This is a genomic window from Paenibacillus typhae, from assembly GCF_900099765.1.
Lineage (GTDB): Bacteria > Bacillota > Bacilli > Paenibacillales > Paenibacillaceae > Paenibacillus_AQ > Paenibacillus_AQ typhae.
Genome location: NZ_FNDX01000016.1, coordinates 47,065 through 67,527, shown reverse-complemented (window position 1 = coordinate 67,527; position 20,463 = coordinate 47,065). Strand labels below are relative to the sequence as shown.

At 53.3% G+C, this 20,463-nt stretch carries 15 protein-coding genes; 5 read left to right on the top strand and 10 right to left on the bottom strand.

The window, feature by feature from the left end:
• Positions 1 to 2: 2 nt before the first annotated feature.
• The 4 genes from BLR64_RS15030 to BLR64_RS15015 all read right to left on the bottom strand — a co-directional run bounded on the left by BLR64_RS15030 (position 3) and on the right by BLR64_RS15015 (position 4,965).
• Entirely contained in the window at positions 3 to 266 is a 264-nt protein-coding gene (locus BLR64_RS15030) for a hypothetical protein (protein ID WP_090715322.1), read from the bottom strand.
• On the bottom strand, positions 244 to 735 hold the full coding sequence (locus tag BLR64_RS15025; protein WP_341833383.1) for a phosphotransferase: 492 nt from the start codon (positions 733 to 735) through the stop codon (positions 244 to 246). Before BLR64_RS15025 ends, BLR64_RS15030 begins: the two co-directional genes overlap by 23 nt.
• A 427-nt stretch (positions 736 to 1,162) precedes the next feature.
• Positions 1,163 to 4,033, bottom strand: coding sequence for an excinuclease ABC subunit UvrA (gene uvrA / locus BLR64_RS15020; protein WP_090715318.1), 2,871 nt, complete (start codon positions 4,031 to 4,033; stop codon positions 1,163 to 1,165).
• A gap of 17 nt (positions 4,034 to 4,050) precedes the next feature.
• Complete coding sequence (locus BLR64_RS15015; protein WP_090715316.1) at positions 4,051 to 4,965, bottom strand: nucleotidyltransferase; 915 nt, start codon at positions 4,963 to 4,965, stop codon at positions 4,051 to 4,053.
• A gap of 127 nt (positions 4,966 to 5,092) precedes the next feature.
• Between BLR64_RS15015 and BLR64_RS15010 the strand changes: the two genes are divergently transcribed.
• Positions 5,093 to 5,983 carry a helix-turn-helix domain-containing protein gene (locus tag BLR64_RS15010; RefSeq protein WP_090715314.1) on the top strand — a complete coding sequence of 297 codons (891 nt, stop codon included), beginning with the start codon at positions 5,093 to 5,095 and terminating at the stop codon, positions 5,981 to 5,983.
• A 101-nt stretch (positions 5,984 to 6,084) separates the two neighbouring features.
• Here the strand turns inward: BLR64_RS15010 and BLR64_RS15005 are convergent, their stop codons facing one another.
• The 5 genes from BLR64_RS15005 to BLR64_RS14985 all read right to left on the bottom strand — a co-directional run bounded on the left by BLR64_RS15005 (position 6,085) and on the right by BLR64_RS14985 (position 9,414).
• Entirely contained in the window at positions 6,085 to 6,984 is a 900-nt protein-coding gene (locus tag BLR64_RS15005) for a GNAT family N-acetyltransferase (protein WP_090715313.1), read from the bottom strand.
• Positions 6,985 to 7,107: 123 nt separating this feature from the next.
• A complete protein-coding gene (locus BLR64_RS15000; protein ID WP_090715311.1) occupies positions 7,108 to 7,938 on the bottom strand; it encodes a metallophosphoesterase family protein in 831 nt (276 codons plus the stop codon).
• Positions 7,935 to 8,318, bottom strand: a complete 384-nt coding sequence (locus tag BLR64_RS14995; protein WP_090715310.1) for an iron chaperone — start codon at positions 8,316 to 8,318, stop codon at positions 7,935 to 7,937. The genes BLR64_RS15000 and BLR64_RS14995 overlap by 4 nt, the downstream gene beginning before the upstream one ends.
• Before the next feature lie 18 nt (positions 8,319 to 8,336).
• Complete coding sequence (locus BLR64_RS14990; RefSeq protein WP_090715308.1) at positions 8,337 to 8,801, bottom strand: DUF1801 domain-containing protein; 465 nt, start codon at positions 8,799 to 8,801, stop codon at positions 8,337 to 8,339.
• Positions 8,802 to 8,847: 46 nt separating this feature from the next.
• On the bottom strand, positions 8,848 to 9,414 hold the full coding sequence (locus BLR64_RS14985) for a YdeI/OmpD-associated family protein (RefSeq protein ID WP_090715307.1): 567 nt from the start codon (positions 9,412 to 9,414) through the stop codon (positions 8,848 to 8,850).
• A 359-nt stretch (positions 9,415 to 9,773) separates the two neighbouring features.
• Between BLR64_RS14985 and BLR64_RS14980 the strand changes: the two genes are divergently transcribed.
• The 3 genes from BLR64_RS14980 (at position 9,774) to BLR64_RS14970 (ending at position 13,298) form a co-directional block, all read left to right on the top strand.
• Positions 9,774 to 10,667 (top strand): LysR family transcriptional regulator, encoded by an 894-nt coding sequence (locus tag BLR64_RS14980; RefSeq protein WP_090715305.1) that lies wholly within the window; start codon positions 9,774 to 9,776, stop codon positions 10,665 to 10,667.
• 86 nt (positions 10,668 to 10,753) lie between these two features.
• Positions 10,754 to 12,445 carry a M3 family oligoendopeptidase gene (locus tag BLR64_RS14975; RefSeq protein ID WP_090715303.1) on the top strand — a complete coding sequence of 564 codons (1,692 nt, stop codon included), beginning with the start codon at positions 10,754 to 10,756 and terminating at the stop codon, positions 12,443 to 12,445.
• Positions 12,446 to 12,578: 133 nt separating this feature from the next.
• Entirely contained in the window at positions 12,579 to 13,298 is a 720-nt protein-coding gene (locus tag BLR64_RS14970; protein ID WP_090715302.1) for a class I SAM-dependent methyltransferase, read from the top strand.
• On the opposite strand, the gene BLR64_RS14965 is transcribed toward BLR64_RS14970, so the two are convergent.
• Complete coding sequence (locus BLR64_RS14965; protein WP_090715300.1) at positions 13,293 to 14,012, bottom strand: glycosyltransferase family 2 protein; 720 nt, start codon at positions 14,010 to 14,012, stop codon at positions 13,293 to 13,295. The genes BLR64_RS14970 and BLR64_RS14965 overlap by 6 nt on opposite strands.
• Positions 14,013 to 14,252: 240 nt before the next feature.
• On the opposite strand from BLR64_RS14965, the gene BLR64_RS14960 reads away from it, so the two are divergent.
• Positions 14,253 to 20,003: a bacterial Ig-like domain-containing protein gene (locus BLR64_RS14960; protein WP_090715298.1), complete on the top strand. Its 5,751-nt coding sequence runs from the start codon at positions 14,253 to 14,255 to the stop codon at positions 20,001 to 20,003.
• Positions 20,004 to 20,463 lie beyond the last annotated feature (460 nt).

Sequence of the window (20,463 nt, the reverse complement as noted above, 5' to 3'; positions counted from 1 at the left end):
ATTCACCCCTCTTTGTACCCTATGCAGTTCATTTGAGCCTGAAGCAGCCTTCTTCCTTTTGCCGTAACTCCAGGATTAGTCTGCCATGTCCCCCAGTAAATATCACCGAGCGCCAGCTTAATGCAGCTGATTCTGATCTGAATTTGCTTCTCCCGCAGAATGTCTGCACCATAACCGGCAAAGAACGCCTCCATTGAAGCTTCGTCCTTGATAAAATATTTCCCGAACAAAGCAGCGAAGCTGTCAACCTCCACGCCCCACAGCATATGTTACGGGTTCACTGTGATGATACAGCTCTATTGGCTTTCCGTTCTGATCCGGCCGCCCGAACCACTCCCCACACTGTGACTCATGGATCTGCCTCGTCAACTGCCCTGCTTTATAATAGGATGCATGTAAGGCCGGAGGCTGCAGGCCCGCTTCCCGCATAATCGTTCCTTCGATAGCTGTGATCAAAATCGCCTGCCAGCCCTCCCCCTCATAAACCGCGGTCAGCTCCGGCACATACGGCTGCAGACCGCTCACCCAATGTTTATAGGCATAAACCTCCGGATGCCATCTTTCCTTGCGGCTGAACGTTTTCAGGTAATACATCTTCTGATCTTCCGTTGCCCGAAGCTTCCAGACCCCCGTTCTTGCACTGCCGGGCCTGAGATCTGAGATGACTTCAAATGCCCCCAGTGTTGATTCTACTCGGTAATGTAATTCATACGGTTGTAGCGTCAGTAGTTGCATGACTCCCTCCCAATCAGTTCTGCGTATTATACAGTAGCCGCCGGCACTAATCGATGTCCGGCGGCTGTATATTGATTGCTTATCGTTTGAGTACCAGCTTCTGATGCGTATATCCGCCATCTAAGTGGATTTTCGCCACCTAATTCTGCGATTTATCGAAATTTCTAAGCATTAGTTGGAAAATCGGCACCTAATTCTGCCTAAAAGCCCCCTTAGGGCTGAAAACGGGAAAATTAACTGACTTTTTTCCACCTAATCCTTTTAACTGGCCGAATCACCTTGAATTAGGTGGCTAATTTCCACTTAATTTGATTAGCCCCTCTCACTTACCCAGAAAAACCAGCACTCGCTAGCTTGTTAGCTCTTTACCACAGCATTCGCTAGCCCGTTAGCTCCATATCCCAGCACTCGCTAGCCCGTTAGCATTCTACCCCAGCACACTCCGCAAATACCGCCCGGTATGCGAAGCCTCCACCTTTGCAACCTGCTCCGGGGTTCCCTCCGCGACCACAAAACCGCCGCCGTTCCCGCCTTCCGGCCCCATGTCGATGATGTAATCGGCAGACTTGATCACGTCCAGGTGATGCTCGATCACGATGACGGAATGACCGCCGTCGACCAGCTTGTTCAGCGCCAGCAGCAGCTTCTGGATGTCGGCCAGGTGCAGCCCGGTGGTCGGCTCGTCGAGAATGTACAGATTGTGCGCGCCGCGCTTGATCTTCGCCAGCTCATTCGACAGCTTGACCCGCTGTGCTTCCCCGCCGGAGAGGGTCGTCGAGCTCTGGCCGAGTGTCAGATAGCCCAGTCCGAGCTCGTTCATAATGCCCAGCTTATGTCTGAGGTACTTGTGGTCTGCGAAAAATTCGACAGCCTCCTCCACCGTCATATCCAGCACATCCGAGATGGATTTGTCCCGGATCTTGATCTCCAGCCCTTCCTCCGAAAAGCGGTTGCCCTTGCACACCGGGCAGATCGTTTCGATGTCGGCCATAAACTGCAGGCTGGTGACGATGATCCCGTCCCCTGCACAATGCTCACAGCGCGTCCCGTTCGCATGGGTCAGACTGAAGTCGATCGACTGATAACCGCGCTCCACGGCTTCCGGCTGTGAGGCGAACAGGTCGCGGATTTTATCGTACAGCCCAATGTAAGTCGCCGGGTTCGATTTGCTGTTGCGGCCGATCGGCGACTGGTCGATGTTGATGACATGATTGACCAGATCAGCCCCGAACACATAATCATGCTTGCCGGCGACGATCCGCGCGCCTGTCTTGTCGATTTTGAGCTGCTTGGTCAGGATTTCGTTGATCAGCGAGCTTTTGCCCGAACCGGACACGCCGGTAATGCAGATGAATACATTCAGCGGAATATCGAGATCGACATCCTTCAGATTGTTCTCCCTCGCACCCTGTACAGAGAGAAAGAAGTCCCCCAGATTGCGCCGCTGCTTAGGTACGGGAATAGCCGTTCTGCCGGACAGATAGCTGCCCGTAACAGACTCTGCTGCACTTTTTATATCCTCCAGCGTCCCGCTGGCAACGATGTTTCCGCCGTGAATCCCCGGACCCGGGCCAATCTCGATGATATGATCGGCACAGCCGATGGTTTCCAGATCATGCTCGACGACAATGACGGTATTGCCGAGATCGCGCAGCTTTTTCATCGTCTCAATCACTCTGCCGGAATCGCGGGGATGCAGCCCGATGCTCGGCTCATCCATAATGTAGAGCATGCCCATCAGCTCGCTGCTGATCTGGGTGGACATCTTGATCCGCTGCATCTCGCCGCCGGAAATACTGTCACTGCGTCGGCCGAGATTGATGTAATGCAGTCCGATTTCGATCAGCAGGCTGATGCGCGTATACAGCTCGCGGACAATCGTCTCCGCTACATCCCGCACCTCCGGCTCAAAGGTGAGCGCCTCCAGAAAAGCCAGCAGCTCCTGCAGCTGCATCCGGCTGAGCTGATCGATGTTTTTGCCTCCGACCGTTACCTGCAGCCGCTGCTGCTTGAGCCGGGCGCCGCCGCATTCCGGGCAGGTTTTTTCAATCATACAGTCCTTGATGAAGGTCGGCTCAAACGCCTCTGTTGTGGAGGACTTCCGGATATAATGCTTGTACCAGCTCTCCATTTCATGAACAAACCCGCCAAACGCCCGGTCCCGGCCGGTCATCCAGTTTTTCTTCTGGGAAAACGGCGGCTGCAGCATCGGCACAAGCTCGCCCCTGGTTCCGTAAAAGAGCAGCTCGTGAATTTCTTTTGGCAGCTCATGAAACGGGGTATCCAGACTGAAATTGTATTTCTGCGACAGGCTGTACATCAACACCGTACGGTAGCTATCCTTGCCTGAGGTATTGAACACCGTATTCTTGAGCGCGCCTTTGTTGATGCTCTTCTCCGGGGCGACCACCAGAAAATGCGGCTCCACCACATAGGACATCCCCACCCCGAGACAGGTATGGCAGGCACTGGCCGGCGTATTAAAGGAGAAATGAAAAGGCTGCATATCACACAGGAAAAAGTGATGCTCAGGGCAGGCAAAATGCTCGTAAAAATCCTCAGGCGCCCCGCCGATCACCTCCACCTTGATCATAATATCCTCATCCAGTGCCAATATGGCTGCTTCAATCGACTTGGTGAGCTGGATATACGTATCCTGCCTTAGCGTAATCCGGTCAATCACGATTTCAATTACATGCGTTTTGCGTTCATCCAGCTCCAGCTCATCCCCCAGCGATACCGGCTCCCCGTCGATAAGCAGATGCTTGAAGCCCTTCTCCCGCAGCTGCTGGAAGGTGTAGCTGTAGTCCTCCCCGTATATTTTGTATACCGGAGCCCGCAGCTCGATAATCGTCCCTTGCGGCAGACCGGTAATATGCTCGGCAATCTGGGCGGCGGACAGCTGGCGCAGCGGCTTGCTGCATTCCGGACAATGCCCCGTACCCGCTGTGGCGAACAGGAGCCGGAGATAATCGTTGGTATCGGTGACCGTTCCCACTGTGGAGCGCGGATTGTGGTTGCCTTTTTTCTGCTCAATCGCAATGACCGGGGACAGGCCGCGCACGTAATCGACCTTGGCTTTTTTGAGCTGGCTGATCCGGCTTTTGGCAAAATTGGAGATGGAATCGAGAAACCGCCGCTGCCCCTCCCCATAGATCACATCAAACGCCAGCGAGGACTTGCCGGAGCCGGAGACGCCTGTAATGACAGTCAGCTTATCGCGTGGAATCTCCACCGAGACATTCTTGAGGTTGTTCTGCTTCGCCCCGGAGATTTCAATACTCGTTCTTATGGACATTTTCTCGTTCTCCCCCGTTATGGTATGTATAAAAAGCCGATCTCCTCAGCCGCCGGTTTGCTTTTGGATGTCATGCGGATTGTCTGGGACACCTTCTCGATGATCCCCTTATCCGCCATATAGTCCAGAATGTTAATCAGATAATGCCCTTCCATATGAAAATGCCTGGTCAGCATGGTCATCGTCTTAAGCTGCTGATCGCTCATAAATTCCAGTACCGGACGGCTCATGGCCTCCAGATGACGGTCCAGCACCTGCTCCATTTCCCGGATGGCGCTCCATAGCTCAGCTTCGCTTAACTGCCCGGACAACGGATTCTGGTAAAAGGGGGCCATCTGCGCCGGGGAACGCTCCAGCATGCTCAAAACCGCTTCACGGGTCGGCGGCTCACCTTGCGCACACAGCTCTATACCGGCGATCAGATCGGCCGCCTTGAGGAGGAAAAACTGGGTGTACCTGCGGTCCCTCCGCACCGTCAGCCATTTCTGGCACTTGTGATACACATCAATCAGCTCACAGGACCGCCACAGCAGCGACCGCGCAATATCCTGGCTGCCCATCCGCCTCATGTCTTCAAAATAGTCATACAGGCTCTCGTCCGAGCTGTACACCATCTGCCCTTTGGCAAAATACGACTGCGGCATCGAGCCGCCGAGCAGCCGGTCCATCCCCCGCTTAAAGCTGCTCCGCTCAAACAGCTGCACATTGATGATGATGCCGTCCTCATCCAGACAGTATGCATTCTGCTGCAGCGTCTGGTCACGGATGATCAGGGTCATGTCGATGTCGCTTTTCTCCCAGACCGTATCGTAAGCCAGGCTGCCGCACACAATGACCGCTATGATATTAGGGTCGCCCTTTACCCGGTCCACAAAGCTGTCCGCCGCAGCACGGTAACGCTCCTGCAGTTCAGGCAATAGCCTTTTCTCCATCTTACGTTCCTCCTTCTATCATCGCTATATGATTGAAATCGCTTGCCCTTTTATGAGCTTATGGTAGAATTATACACCTCAACCATCTCCCAAACCGGACACTTATTGCTAAGTACAGGAGGAACATATGGATCATTACCTGCTGGAAACCATTAACCGGACTACGGATTTCATTGAAGAGCATCTGCTTGAGCCGCTGTGTCTTGACGATATTTCGGAGCATGTTAATGTCTCCAAGTTTCATCTGCTGCGCATCTGGAAGGGGTCAACGTCAACCGGCCTCATGGAATATGTGCGGAGAAGGCGGATCGCCCAGTCTTTGGGAGATCTGCTTAACCAGCGGGCCAGCATTGAATTCATTGCAGATAAATACGGGTTCAGCTGTGAACGGACCTACAACCGCAGTTTCAAGGAAGAGTACGGCCTTACTCCGGCAAAATGGCGCAAATCCCCGTCCCAGCTCAGTATCCTCGACCGGTTCAACGCCGAATTTATGAGCCGTGCCGGAGAAGGACTGGTCTTCTTCCGCTCCATCAGCGTGGTCCCTTCCTTCTCGATTGCAGGCCCGGAATATACCCTCAAGGACGGGCGCAGCGCCGACGCTGTGGATGCTGCCAGACTTGGCGTTGACTTCTTCACATTAGACCGCCAGCGGATTCTGAGTCCGGTGCAGAAGGATGTCTATATCGGTTTCACGGCTGTTCCTGAACCGTTCCGGGGACTGACCTTTTACCAGCCTTCCCTGCAGATCAGCCACAGCAGCATCGTTCCGCCGGATATGAATGTACGGCACACCAAACCCCATAAATACGGGGTGTTCACCTATATCGGCCTCCACCGGCCGGAAGAAATCTCCGCCGAGTCCCTGAGTGAAATCTGGAGGTATATCTTCGAAATCTGGATGCCGACGGTGCAGTTTGAGCTGGAGGAGAAATTCAGCTACGAGTCCGTTAATTATGCCAAGGGCAACAGGCATTATTGTGAGTGTGATTTGTATTTTCCGATTGCGGGGCTGTAAAAGAAGACATGGGATAACGGAAACTTGACGCCAGCCATCATGCGCATTGACAGCTATCAGACACAAACAAGCCAGGCCCTGAAGTTCAGAGCCTGGCAAGACTATCCGTTAATTTTTTTACGCCACACGCCTAGTTCTACCTCTATTGTAAAGCCGATCCGTTCATAGAAGGGCTGGTATGGACCGGTATAGGCCTTGACCATTCCTTTGGAGCGCAGCCGCTTTAGTGCTTCATAGATTACAGCCTTGCCAAGCCCGCATTTTCTGTAATCCGGATGAGTGCCTACCGGTTCAAGCATACCAATCCGGTTAGCTTCATCCACAAAAGCATTACAGAACGATACGACCTCCCCCTGCGCGTTAAGCAGCGCCAGATCAAGCTCGGGGGAATAACCCGGAGCCTCACGGATACCGCCGTAGAACTGCAGCATCCGCTCGGCTTCCTTCGTCCCCGGATAATTAAAGGCCATAATATGGCCCAGCGCCTTGGCGTGATTTGAAACCTCCTCGCCGCTGCACAGCCTGAAGCCTTCCGGCAGAGATACCGGAAATTCCCTGTCGAGCATAATGGAGACTGCACTGTCGCTTTCATCCGGCAGCAGCTCGTATCCCCGGCTCAATGCTTGCCTTTCCAGGTTGCCCATAAAATTAGGAATGGCCAGCTTGCAGTATTCGGCAGGCTCCCTGGCGCTCTTCCCCTCAATGTAGTCAAACATTTCTCCGGTAAGGCTGTCCGGCGGATTCTCGGAATCCAGCTGGAAGTAGAAGTCCCCGTCTTTGCTGGCCACGGCTGCGAGCCTGCCGGTCTCATCCTCCCATAGCCCGATGTTCCGCTCCCAGTCCTGCAGCGTGCCTGCCCTCAGCTGAAAGAAAAAAATCTCGAATTCCCAGCGGGCAATCAGCCAGCTGTTCGGCCGTTTGAATCTGCCGTAAGCCTCGGACAGGAACTGACGGACCTTCAGCATATCTGTATGTTCATAAGCCCTGTAATGATAATTCAAATCTAACCCCTCCCTACAACTCCTTATAATCTAATTGTAGGGATAACGCCGAATTGAATAAATGCCCAACTCTGTTATAAATAAACTTTACATTCGAACGGACTTGGATTCAATGAGTCTCTCTTATATGTCTACATTGATGGTTATTATTCTGCCCTGTGGACGGTTGTACTCATTCGGGTAGCCCAGGGCATTATTAACGAACAGGCAGCCGTCCTTCCTGTACGAATGGTTGATGTGAACATGGCCGGAGCACCACACCTTGCCGTTCATATGAGCAATATACTCTGAGCCGTCAAAATAATAACAGCCGCTGACCGGATCAGCAGCATGCTCCTCCGCAATATGCGACCAGTCCGGGGGAACATGCGTAATGATTACGTCACAGTCATGAATAATCCGGTCCAGCTTCTCCTTCTGTTCCCGGAAGAATTCCAGCGGACGCCGCGGTGCTCCAATCGTGTAGTTGCGGTCATTCAGCTGATTGGACCAGATATCCAGCATATCCGAGAGATTTTTTCCCAGTACATTGATGCCATAGGAAAAATCATACCACATGCCGGCTCCCCCATACCGCACACCGTTCCATTCAAAGATGTCACCTTCCAGGTAGTGAACCCCTTCAATGGCGGTGCCCAGCGACTTCATCTGTGACCAGCGGTTCATCGAAGTCTGCAGCTTGTAGCGTTCCTTGCTGTTCACCAGATAATAATCATGGTTCCCGGCCACAACCAGGATGTTGGAATAATACCGTCTTAGCGCAAGCAGCAATTCCACATTCTGCTGGTTGCGGTGTCCCAAATCACCGGCGATAACCAGCACCTCCGACACCCTCTGCGGCAGCAGACGCTCTGCGAACAGCTCAACCTCCCGCACATTATCCTCCGCCGTCGGCCCCTTGCGTCTGAGCCAGAAGTCCAGATGAATATCGGAAATGAGATCGAATTGAATCATCTCTTCCGCTTTCCCTTGGCTTTCTCAATATTCTCTGCCGCCCTGAATTTCACAATCCGGCTGATCAGGTCATAGGGCATCGGCTGGCCTAGCGGGAACTGGACGGAACCCTTGGCCCCTTTGTAAACGGACAGCTCGTCTTTAAAAGCCTCAATTCCCCGCGGTGCCGGATAGAACCCGATGTGCTTTTTAAACGCTGCAAAATGTACCAGATTGCCATGCAGGTCAAACGTAGGCATCTGATAGCTGATTTTCTCGGTGGCTTCGGGTGCAGCTTCATGAATGACTTTCCTTATCTCCTGCAAAAGCTCCCGGACCTCCGGTGCGGCCTGTCCAATATAATCATCTATGTTCTCAAATGTAGCCTTGTCCGCGTCCATTTCATCACCCTCCGTAAATTATTTCTTCTTCATGTGTGCAGTTTCCCGCTCATAGAGTCGAATATATTCAGTGACTGTAAGCTTCCGGCTTAACTCGCCGATCAGTTCATAAGGGATGGTGCCCGCCGGCTTGAAACGGATACAGGATTTGCCCATATCCAGCTTGGTCTTCATATGCTTCGGGTACTCCTCCCGGAACCAGGACAGCAGCTCAGGCTGCATGTAAATACCCATGTGATACAGTGCGATATGATTTTTCTGCGAGGCTATGCTAATGAACGGCAGCGGCTGCTCCGGCTTCACATGATACCCTGGCGGATACAGCTCATGCGGAACTATATATTCAATCCCGTAACCCATAGTCTCTGCAAAACCTTCCGGGAGATTCTCCCTTATAACGTCTCTAAGCTTTGCAATTATGATCCTGCGCTCTTCCGGCAGCTGGCGGATATATTCTTCTGGACTGCTGGCGTAGTACTCCATACTTACTCCTCCCCGGTCAGTCGGGTTATTTTAATCACTTACATATTCAGTAATCAATCAGACGCCCGTTATCATGCCATGCCCCATACATCCGGTTCTCCCGTGTGTTCGCAATGAATTTATCCAGTCTGCTCCGGAACAGCTCCGGCTGCTTCTTGTAGCCTTGGATGTTATCAATCCGGATTCTGCTGTACAGCGGCGGGAAAGCCAGAAAGTTTGCATAGACCTCCGGGTCTTCTTTTAACCTCTGCTCAATTGCTTCATCTATTATAAAAGATTCCGGCGCCATATCCGGCAGCACCCGCCTGCCCTCCTCGCTCATCAGCCCCAGCTTCTCCAGACGGCGGACCCGTTCTTTATTCAGCTCGGTCCACGAGCTTCGTTTGGATCTTGGTGACAGCCGCTGCACGACACCCTGCTCAGAGCTTTTTTTGACTCCGTCAATCCACCCGAAGCACAATGCCTCCTCAACTGCGTCCAGATAGAGCAGCTTGTCCGGGACAGGCGTCATACTTACGATAACCCAGCAGCTTTTTTCTGCTCTACCATATTCCTGCAGCCAGCTCCGCAGCTCCTCCCGCGTTGCAGCTGTTAACAGATTTTCCATCTCCATAGTGTGCATTCACTCCTAACGGACTCAGATGACCTTATCCGGACTCACACTCATGTTACCACAAGCTAACGGACTCAGATGACCTTATCTGCAGCATTTCGTCCTGTTATTGCCCGCCAGGCACACAATAAGGTCATTACGGTCCGTTAGACTACACGAAAACGCATACAAAATAGAAATAACGGCTGTACGGTCCGTTACGGAGTTCAGCGTGTGGGCGGGCCCGCGCGATCAGCGTCCGCAACGTACGTGTATTTGCAGAATGTTAGCGCGATATTAACTTTTTGATGCATCAGTTTTAACATTCATAGAATTTTTCTATGTTAACCTGTAGCTAATAGCACGGGGGAGTGAACGGAATGAATTTGAATTTAATCAAGCTGCAGATAGTTGAACTCTTGCATAAGCATAAGAAAATTACAACAGTAGCTGCTGTACTCGGCCTAAAGCAGCCGACAGTAACCTACCACCTGAAGAATCTGGAGCAGCAGCTTGGAGAGAAGCTGTTCGAGCCAAGGATGGATAAAATGATTCTTACCGAAAGCGGGAGAGCCTTTCTCCATTATGCGGTCAAAATCAATGCTCTGGCCACCGAGGCAGAGCGTGTCGTGAAGGAGTTCAGCCAAGCGGGCCGCAGCACGATCAGCGTCGGGGCCAGCTACGTTCCGGCAACCTATATCCTGCCCAAAATACTCGGCAGGTTCGGTGAGCTGCATCCGGAGACAACGGTATCGCTCTCGGTGAAGCCTTCGCCTGTGATCAAGGAAATGCTGGTGAATCAGGAGCTGGACCTGGGGATTCTGTCAACGGAATCCTTTTATCTGCCCAGCCTTCACTGCCAGTCATTATGCGAGGACGAGCTTGTGCTCGTATTTGCTCCGGCTCATGAATTCGCCGGTCAAGCCGGCCTGACCGCCCAGCAGATTTCAGCGGCAAAATTCATTCTGCATAGCAGCCAGTCCAGTACCAGCCGGATCACCAGTAAATGGTTCGAGGATTGCGGCTGTGAGCCCCATGCCCCTTTGCTGCTTGATTCCCTGGAGGCGATCAAGCAGTCTCTGATGGGAGGCAGATATGTATCATTCGTTTCCCGACTTGCCGTCGCAGAGGAAGTCTCCTCCGGCAAGCTCATAATGCGGTCTATTCCGGAATACCATTACCAGCGGAGAATCTATTATTCCTATAACCGCGACCGCCACCTGTCCCCTCCTATCGGATTTCTGATCGAGCTGATGCAGGCAGCCTGCCGGTAGATTTCTTTTAGAATTGCGAGTTTTGGTTTTCTCTTCCACATAGTATAATATACTTCATCTGGCAGAGAAAGGATGTTGATTGTTTTATGAAATTTACAGAGTATCCCTATGAACGCCCGGACGTTGACAAGTTCAAGCAGGAATTCACCGCACTCCTTAAGGGACTGGAAGCAGAAAGCCTGGAGGAGCAAAAGGCTTCAATCGTCGCGCTGAATGAGCTGCGCAGCGAATTCGATACGCTTCAGAACATCGTGTATGTCCGTCACTCCATTAATACTGCTGATGAATTCTACAAGGCCGAGCAGGATTACTTTGATGAAATCGGCCCAATCTTCCAGGAGTACATAACGGAATACTATAAAGCCATCGTTAACTCCAGGTACAAAGCGGAATTCGAGCAGGAATGGGGATCGCAGCTCATCAGCCTGGCGGAGATTTCGCTGCGGACATTCAGCCCGGACATTATTGAAGATATGCAGCAGGAGAACAGGCTGTCTACAGAATACACCCAACTGCTGGCCTCTGCCAAAATCATGTTTGAGGGTGAAGCGCGCACCCTGGCGCAGCTCATTCCGTTTGAACAGTCGGCAGACCGGGAGGTGCGCAAGCGTGCTTTTCAGGCCCGCTTTGATTTTATGTCGGCTCATGAAAGCGAATTTGACCGCATTTATGATGAGCTCGTTGCCGTACGTGCTGCTATGGCCCGCAAGCTCGGCTACCCCAGCTTCGTAGAGCTGGGCTATGACCGGATGAACCGGACGGATTATGATGCCGGCATGGTCGCGAACTTCCGTAAGCAGGTGCTTGAGCATATCGTTCCTGCGGCTGGGAAGCTGAAGCAGCGCCAGAGCGAACGCCTGGGTCTGGACAAGCTGAAGTTCTATGATGAAGGTCTCACCTTCAACACCGGGAACGCTTTGCCCAAGGGCGATCCGGAGTGGATCGTGGCCAACGGTGCCCGGATGTACAAGGAGCTGTCGCCGGAAACGGATGAATTCTTCCGTTTTATGCAGGATAACGCGCTGATGGATCTATTAAGTACTAGCTCCAAGCAGTTTGGCGGCTACTGCACTTATTTCGAAAAATATAAAGCGCCGTTCATCTTCTCCAATTTCAACGGAACCTCAGAGGATATTGATGTACTGACCCATGAAGTGGGTCATGCGTTCCAGGCATATTCCAGCCGCGGCCTGAACATACCGGAATACGCCTTCCCAACCTACGAGGCAGCTGAGATCCACTCGATGAGCATGGAGTTTTTTGCCTGGCCGTGGATGGATCTGTTCTTTAAGGAGGATGCCGATAAATACCGGTTCAACCATCTGGCCGGCAGCCTGGAGTTTGTCCCGTATGGCGTAGCGGTTGACGAGTTCCAGCACTTCGTCTACAGCCACCCGGAAGCGACTCCTCAGGAACGCAAGCAGGCCTGGCGGGAAATCGAGCAGAGATATCTGCCGCACCGCGATTATGACGGCAACAGCTATCTGGAGCAGGGCGGCTTCTGGCATAAGCAGTCGCATATTTTCCGCACCCCGTTCTACTATATCGACTACACCCTGGCCCAGCTGTGCGCATTCCAGTTCTGGAAACGTTCGAATGAGAACTTTGAGGAGGCCTGGAGTGACTATCTGCAGCTCTGCAAGGCTGGAGGCAGCAAGTCTTTTGTTGAGCTTGTAGAGCTTGCCGGGCTCATCTCACCGTTCAAGGACGGCTGCGTCAGCTCCGTAATCGGTGAAATCGAGAGCTGGCTGGATTCAATCGACGATAAAGCATTGTAAGACAGCTTCACTGGCTGCTATACGCCAGCGGGCATAACAGAAAAGTCCCGCCCCCGGAATAAGCCGGAGTGCGGGACTCTTTATTTTCACTCTAGTCAGACCTATCATTTTACCCTGAAAGAAGGCGACAGACATGCACAGGCAATCTGTATCCCATGATTCATATGAAGCGATGGCAGAATACTATTTTCGCGATATAGACAACAAGCCCTACAATGCCCATTACGAACGTCCGGCCACTTTGTCGTTACTTCCTGAGGTCGAAGGTAAATCCGTTGTCGATGCGGGCTGTGCCGCAGGCTGGTATACAGAGCTGCTGCTCCGCATGGGCGCGAAGGTTACAGCTGTTGATTTCAGCGCCCGGATGATTGAAATGACCCGCAGACGGGTTGGCACTAGAGCCCGCCTCATTCAAGCTGATTTAAATGAGCCGCTGGAATTTCTGGAGGATGCTTCGCAGGACGTTATTCTCTCTTCACTGGCGCTTCATTACCTCAAGGACTGGGCCCACGTGATGAGCGAATTCCATAGAGCGCTGAAGCCCGGGGGTGTCCTGGTCTTCTCTGTGCATCATCCGTTTATGGACTTCACCCATTTCGGTAAGGAGAATTATTTCCTGACCGAGCTGCTGGATGATGAATGGGATACGCCTGACGGCAAGGTGAAAGTCCAGTTTTACCGCCGCCCGCTGCACCAGATTATTTCTTCAGTATATCAAGCTGGCTTTGTTCTCGAGGAGCTGCTTGAGCCGATGCCCACGGAAGCCTTCCAGCGGCAGGCACCGCTTGCTTACGACAGGCTTACACGCAAACCGCAGTTTTTGTTCATCCGGGCCTGTAAACCGCAGCTATAGCTCACGGTCGGCAAAGCTCCGGAAATTCCCGGTTACCGCCACCGGAACACTGCCCTTCAGGTAAAAAAGGTCCTTTGCCTTCCAAGTGTGGCTGCCTTTATCCGATCTGCGCACGTAGACATAGTTGTACGTGGAGGTGGCGAAGGTGCGGAACCCTTTTCTTTTACAGCGCCTTAGAAAGTTAACATCCTCACCAACCGAGCGGTCAGGGAACAGCACCTGCTTAGTCACCTGTTTCCTGAACAGCAGCGTCCCTCCCTGCAAAAAAACAACCGGCTTACGCTGCTCCTTCGGCGACCGGATGATCAGCTGGCGGCTTGCCTCAAGATAGACAAGACAAGCATGCTTGCCGACAATATCGCTTCCGGTACGGTTCAGCGCCCTGATCTGCTCTTTCAGATAATAAGGGGAATAATAGTCATCGTCGTCAAATTTGGCGATCAGCGGATAACGCGCCTTGGTGATGGCACCGTTCAGGCATTGGCCCAGCGAGACGGACTCCGGCACTTTATAGACGGAAATATTGTGCCCGGAGCCTGCCCTCCTCTGATACTCCTTCAGCTTCATGCTGTCCTTGTTAAGGATAATAATCAGTTCCTTGTGCTTTACCTTCTGAGTCCTATAATTGGCAAGCAGATTATCAAAAAACTCCGGGCGATTGGTGCATACGATAATGGAGACTGCATTGACATGCGTATCCGCCGCTTTTCCCACTGCCTCTCTCTCCCCTCCCTGTTATCCCTTCAACATATGAACATCGTTCAGGGCCCGTTCGGGCATAAGGCATGCACTGTTACTCCAAGTATCATTAGCTCACATTTTTGCCATTTCTCCCCTGAACCGTAAGATGTGAGTTATTGATTGTAGCTGCACTTTTCGGGTGTAAGGTATAATTTCGCTTGATCAGGCCATCCGGCCGGTCGAATACAGGTATATACGGAGGGGATTCCGGTTTTGTATAAAAAACGCTTGCTGTCTGTACTCACATCCATCCTGTTACTGTCATCCTCGCTTCCGCCGCCCGTCTCTGCAGCAGAAGGCTCTGATGCCGATCCGGCTGCCGGTATGATCAATATCAGCAGCAGCTGGAAGGGCACCGTGTTCGGCGATGTGGGCGGACAGGACAAAATTACGGCGGCGAACTTCGGCATCACAGAGCATGCGGATTCTACCGTAACCCTGCGCAGCTCAGCTGACCGCGGCAAAATTTCCGGCAGCACCGAGGGAATCGCTTATTATTTTCAGCAGATGGATCCCGAAGCGGACTTCGAACTTAAGGCTACAGCCCATGTCGATGCCTGGACAGCGAATAATCAGGTATCGTTCGGAATCATGCTGCGCAGCAATGTGTGGGATAACCAGTCCGGGGCGTACACGGGGGATTTCACTGCAGTCGGTGCACTGGACCAAGAAATGAAAGCGTTTTATAAGCAGGGCGGCAGTCTGCAAAAGGCAGGTTATTCGTTTGATACAGCCGTCAAGCCTGCTGCTGGTGAGGACTATGATCTCAGCATCAAGAAAACCGGAAATCTGTATGTATTCACCCTTGACGGCGTCACCAAAACACTCGAAGGCTTTGGCGGTGCTGTGCAATATGCCGGACTTTACACCGCGAGGAATACAACCGTTACTTTCAGTAATGTACAGCTGCTTCAGGAGAAGCCGGCCGAGCTCGGCCCGTGGACTTACAGCGCTTTTGGCGGGAATACCAGTGCCGTGAAGAATCCTGTGCCTGTGGATGCCACTGAGACCTCGGTAACTCTGGAAACCTACGGCGGAAAAATCTCCGGCAGCGACGAAGGGCTTTCCTTCTATTTCAAAGAAATACCTGCCCAGGCTAATTTTGAGCTTACAGCCACCGCCAGAGTCCTTTCGTTCAATAGCAACAGCAGCATCAGCACGCCGAACCAGAAATCCTTCGGACTGATGCTGCGGGACAGCGTCGGCATGAACGGCGATTCTGCTACAGCAACCTCCAATTACGCTGCAGTCGGGGCGCTGGATCAGGTGATCAAGGGCTTTTACAAGCAGGCTGCACAGGTGAAGCTGAGTCCGTTCAGCGGTATTCCTGCTCCGGCAGCCGGTGAAGAATACGGACTCAGCATTAAAAAATCCGGCAACACCCTGCAGCTTAGCGCCGGCGGCCAGACTGAAACCGTAACGCTGGACGGAGCCTTCAGCGACACGCTGTTTGCTGGGGTATACGCTGCCAGGGATGCCGTTATCGCCTTCAGCGATATAGAAATCAGGCTTGAGACCAAAACCGTCACCGCCTTGACGGCAGATACCAGCGCGATGCCGAAGACCTCCTATTTCATCCGGGAGGAACTGGACCTGACAGGCCTGTCCGTAAAAGCACTGTACTCCGATAATAGTGAGGCCATTCTGTCACCGTCAGACTATATCGTTACAGGCTTTGACAGCAGCAAAGCCGGGGCAAACACGGTAACTATTCACTATAACGGCGCGTCTGCGGCAATTACCCTGCAGATTCTTCCGCTGTCCGTGTCTGAGCTTACGGTCAAATACTATCCGGCCAAAACGGTCTATTATCCGGGAGATGCCTTCGATCCGCAGGGGCTTGTCGTGCTGGCAGGCTATAACGGCAGCACCTCGGCGGCAGAGCTGGACGCCAGTCTCTACTCGCTCTCCATCAAAGGCCAGAATGTAACGGAGCAGGCGCCTTACCTGCTCACCGAACCGGGCGTTTATGAGGTGACTGTCACCTCAGTGGAAACACCGGAGGCAACCACTGCCTTTGAGATTAAGGTTGAGGATGCTGTGCTCAGCAAACTGGAGATCCGCAATCTTCCCGAGCAGACCGTTTACTACATCGGGGATTCCCTTAAGCTGGAGGGCCTTGTGCTCTACGCGCATTATAGCGACGGGACGTCACAGCGGCTGATGAAGGAAGAATACACAGTCTCTCCGCTTGATACATCGGCTCCCGGCACCAAAGAAATTGTAGTGAGCCACAAGGGAGTTACAGCAAAGTTCCCTGTTCAGGTTAAAATAAAGCAGCTGACCGGCATTGAAGTCACCGCCTATCCAAAAACAACCTTCCTGCTGAACGACAGCTTTGACAGTGAAGGATTGACTGTTTCCAAGGTGTACGACAACGGGGACCGGGAAGTGCTAAGCAGCTATGTGCTTGACACAAATAAATTTAACAGCAAGGCAGCCGGAGTGTATGCTATCGGGATTATTCCTGCTGATCACTCTATCGATCCCATTACCTATTCTGTAACGGTAAGAGAAGCTTCTCAGCCGGTATGGAACAGCATCCAATTCGGCCAGTCTACCTCCGCAGCCAATAATCAGACGCTTGTCCGCGAGGATGGCTCAGTCCGTCTGATCGCCCTGGAAGGCGGGGGCAAGGTTACTGAGGATCATGACGGCATAACGTTCTATTACACCGTGCTTGATGCGGCTCAGGATAACTTCGTGCTGTCTGCTGACATTCAGGTGTCAGCCTATGCCAAGACCCCGCATGACGGGCAGGAATCCTTCGGTATCATGGCCCGTGATGCCATTGGGACAGCAGGTAATTCCAGCGTATTTGCTTCCAACATTGCGGCAATCGGCGGCTACAGCGGCGGCACCAAGAGCAGCAACGGAACCCAGCTGTTTGTACGTACCGGAGTGGAGTCCTCTGACGGGGCCGGCAGCAAGGGAATCCAGACGTTTATGCTAAAGAATGAACAGCCTGCTCCAGGCAATACGTTCCCTGCAGCTCCTTACCGGCTGACGTTGTCCAAAACGAACAGCGGCTTCACCGGCCAGCTTAACGACGGCAAGGAAGCGGTGTTCTTTACACCGGACATTCTGAACGTGCAGGACGGCAAAATGTATGTCGGCTTCTACGCAGCCCGGCTGGCTACCATCGATGTCAGCAGCATTCAGCTGACCGTAACCTCGGCGGCTACGGATGCCCCTAAGGTAAATCCGCCGCTAAATCCGGTCGCGCCAGCCTTCGACATCCTGTCTCTGGGCAGAACCTCCGAGTCTGAATATCAGCTGATTCTGCGGCCGAATGTAAGCGGAGCGGTAACACTGAAGCAGGGCTCTGCTATAATTGCCCAGGATGTCAGAGCCGAAGCCGGCAAACGGCTTGCACTTCCGGCTGCACTTGCGGCACAGGAAACGAATTTCAGCATCAGCTTTTTGCCGGACGATACCCAGTACCTGACCTCCTATGATAAAATCGTCCGCAACTTCACCGTTACTATGAAAAGCTATGCTGACAATAGCGATATTTACGTCTCTCCTGCCGGAACCAGCACCGGGGACGGTACGAAGGAGCATCCGCTCGATGTGGATACCGCAATTGATTTCGTACAGCCGGGACAGCATATTATCGTTCTGGACGGCCGGTACGTGCGCAGCAGCAAGCTTGAGATCAAGAAGTACAATGACGGGACGGCAGACGCCATGAAGGTGCTTGAGGCTGCTCCCGGTGCCAGACCGGTCTTTGATTTTGACAAAAAAACAGAGGGCGTCCTGCTGAGCGGCAGCTACTGGCACATCAAGGGACTGGATTTCACGCGTACGGCCGGCAATACCAAAGGCTTCACGGTAGGCGGCAATCATAACATCGTTGAAAACAGCCGTCTCTATGGCAACGGCGACACCGGCCTGCAGATCAGCCGGACGGATGGTACGGCTGCGGTAATCGCCGACTGGCCGTCATACAATCTGATTCTGAACAGTTCCTCGTTCGATAACCGTGATCCTTCCGACAATAATGCCGACGGCTTCGCGGCCAAGCTGACCTCCGGTGTCGGCAATGTGTTCAGAGGCTGCCTGTCGTACAACAATATTGACGACGGGTGGGATTTGTACACTAAGGCGGGAACTGGAGCCATCGGTGCTGTGCTGATCGAGAACAGCGCCGCCTTCAACAACGGCCGCCTGACAGACGGAACCGTGGGTGCAGGTGACAAAAACGGCTTCAAGCTCGGCGGGGAAGGCATTTCGGTCCATCATATCATCCGTAATTCCATCGCCTTCGGCAATGGAGCGTACGGCTATACCAGCAACAGCAATCCCGGCGTCATTGCCGAGAACAACATCGGCTTCAATAATGCACGCGGCAATCTCAGCTTCACCACTTATGATCACATCACGCCGAATTTCACCATTGACGGCTTCCTGTCCTACCGGTCGGCGAGCATTGCCAAGGACCAGTATCCGCCGGGACTGGCAGCAGACAATAACTTTATGTATGACGGAACCGTATCGGCGAACAAGTCCGGCAAACAGCTTAGCGATGACAACTTCGCCAGCCTGACCCCGGTCAGCTCCTATGCAAGAGATGCCGCGGGGAACGTGATCTGGGGCGATTTCCTGAGATTCATTCCGTTTAGCGGGAATGAACCTGGGGGGGAAGAGCCTGCAGCAACTCCAACGCCAGGGGCAACCCCAAGCCCAAGTGCAACACCGCAGCCGACGGCCACCGCAGTGACGGCGATTCCGGGCGGCACTGGAGCTGATGATCTGGCTGTAACGGCGGTACAGACGGATGGAAGCGTCAGCGTTACCCTCCCGGTTACGGCTGCACAAGGCACGGCCCGGGCGGCACTGACTGATACCACGCTCCAGAATGCGCTGGCCCAGGCTAAGAGCCAGGCGGACGGCACCCGGCTGCTTCAGCTCCGGGTGAAGGAAAACGAGGCAGACGGCTTCAGTGCCTATGAAATTACACTCCCTGCTTCCTTGTTTACAACCGGGAACCCGAGGCTCCAGCTGGAGGTAGATACCGCCATCGCGGGCTTTGTGCTCCCGGATACCTTATTCCGGTCAGCGGCGCTCACGGGTGCCAGTACGGTTATGCTGAAGATAAGCATTGCCGAACCTTCCGGTGCCCTTAAAGGACGGCCGGGAAGCTCTCCGCTTATAGCCTATGAGCTTCTAGTGGACGGCAAGGCAGCAGGGGCTGACAGCCTGAGCTCTGCAGTCGAGATCCGCATGCCTTACCAGACTGCCCTGCCTGCTTCCGAACACCCGTTTATCGTTGTCTGGCAGGTCAGCGGCAGCGATGTCATTACGCCTGTTGTGAACAGCAGATTTGATGCGGCGGGGAAACAGGCCGTCTTCACAGCTGAACAACCTGCCGGTCAATATGCTGCTGTCCATAACCATCCGGCCTTCGGCGATGTCTCCAGCCGGCACTGGGCCAAGAATGCTATCGAAGTTCTGGCCTCGCGCGGAATTATCCAAGGTGTACCTGGAGACCGCTTCCTGCCGGGACAGTCCATCACACGGGCAGACTTTGCCTCCATGCTGGTGCGGCTGCTGAATCTGTCCGGAACCGCCGGCGGCACCGGCGCAGGCTTCGCAGATGTTAAGCCGGAAGATTACTTCTACGGTGATTTGTTGACAGCCAGGCAGCACGGTCTGATCAACGGCCAGCAGGACGGAAGCTTTCAGCCGCAAGAGCCGGTCTCCCGTCAGGATATGTTTGTGATGACGGCCAGAGCACTCAAGGCCGCGGGTATCCTGCAGGGGGACTCCGCAGAAGCAGCCGGCGCGTCGGCGAATTTCGCCGACCAGGCTGGTATTGCCTCCTACGCTGCCGCTGACATTGCCTGGCTGGCTGAGGCTGGCTTCGTTAAGGGAGATGCTGGCGGCCTGCTTCATCCCGCGGCCCTGTCCTCCCGTGCTGAAGCAGCCGTCTTGATCTACCGGATTCTAATGCGGCAATAGCTGCAATGAAGCAGATGCATTGGTAACAAGCAGCGATATTCGCACTACCAGCTTGAGGACGCTGACTATGAGGTACCACAATAGACTCTCCATAAAGCACAAAGAGACGGCACTTATGCCGTCTCTTTGTGCATGTCTGTCAAGAAGAGTAACAGACACTATCAGGTGAAGCACCCGACACTATGGGTTTGAGTTCTTGCGCAATCAGCAGACCCGGCCGGAGTATAGGCCTAAGCCATCTTCCAAACGGTGTCTGCCACCGGGACCTAACGGACAGAGCAGACCTTATTCCTGCGATAATACCATTTTTGCCCGGCTAACGGACACCAGCGCTCCTATTTGCGGGCTATTCCCGCAAATGGGACAACCCGGACAGCAATAAGGTCCCTGCGGTCCGTTAGTTCCGATAAATGAGCCTATTCCGGCAAATAACCTCAATACGGTCCGTTAGGTTATAAAA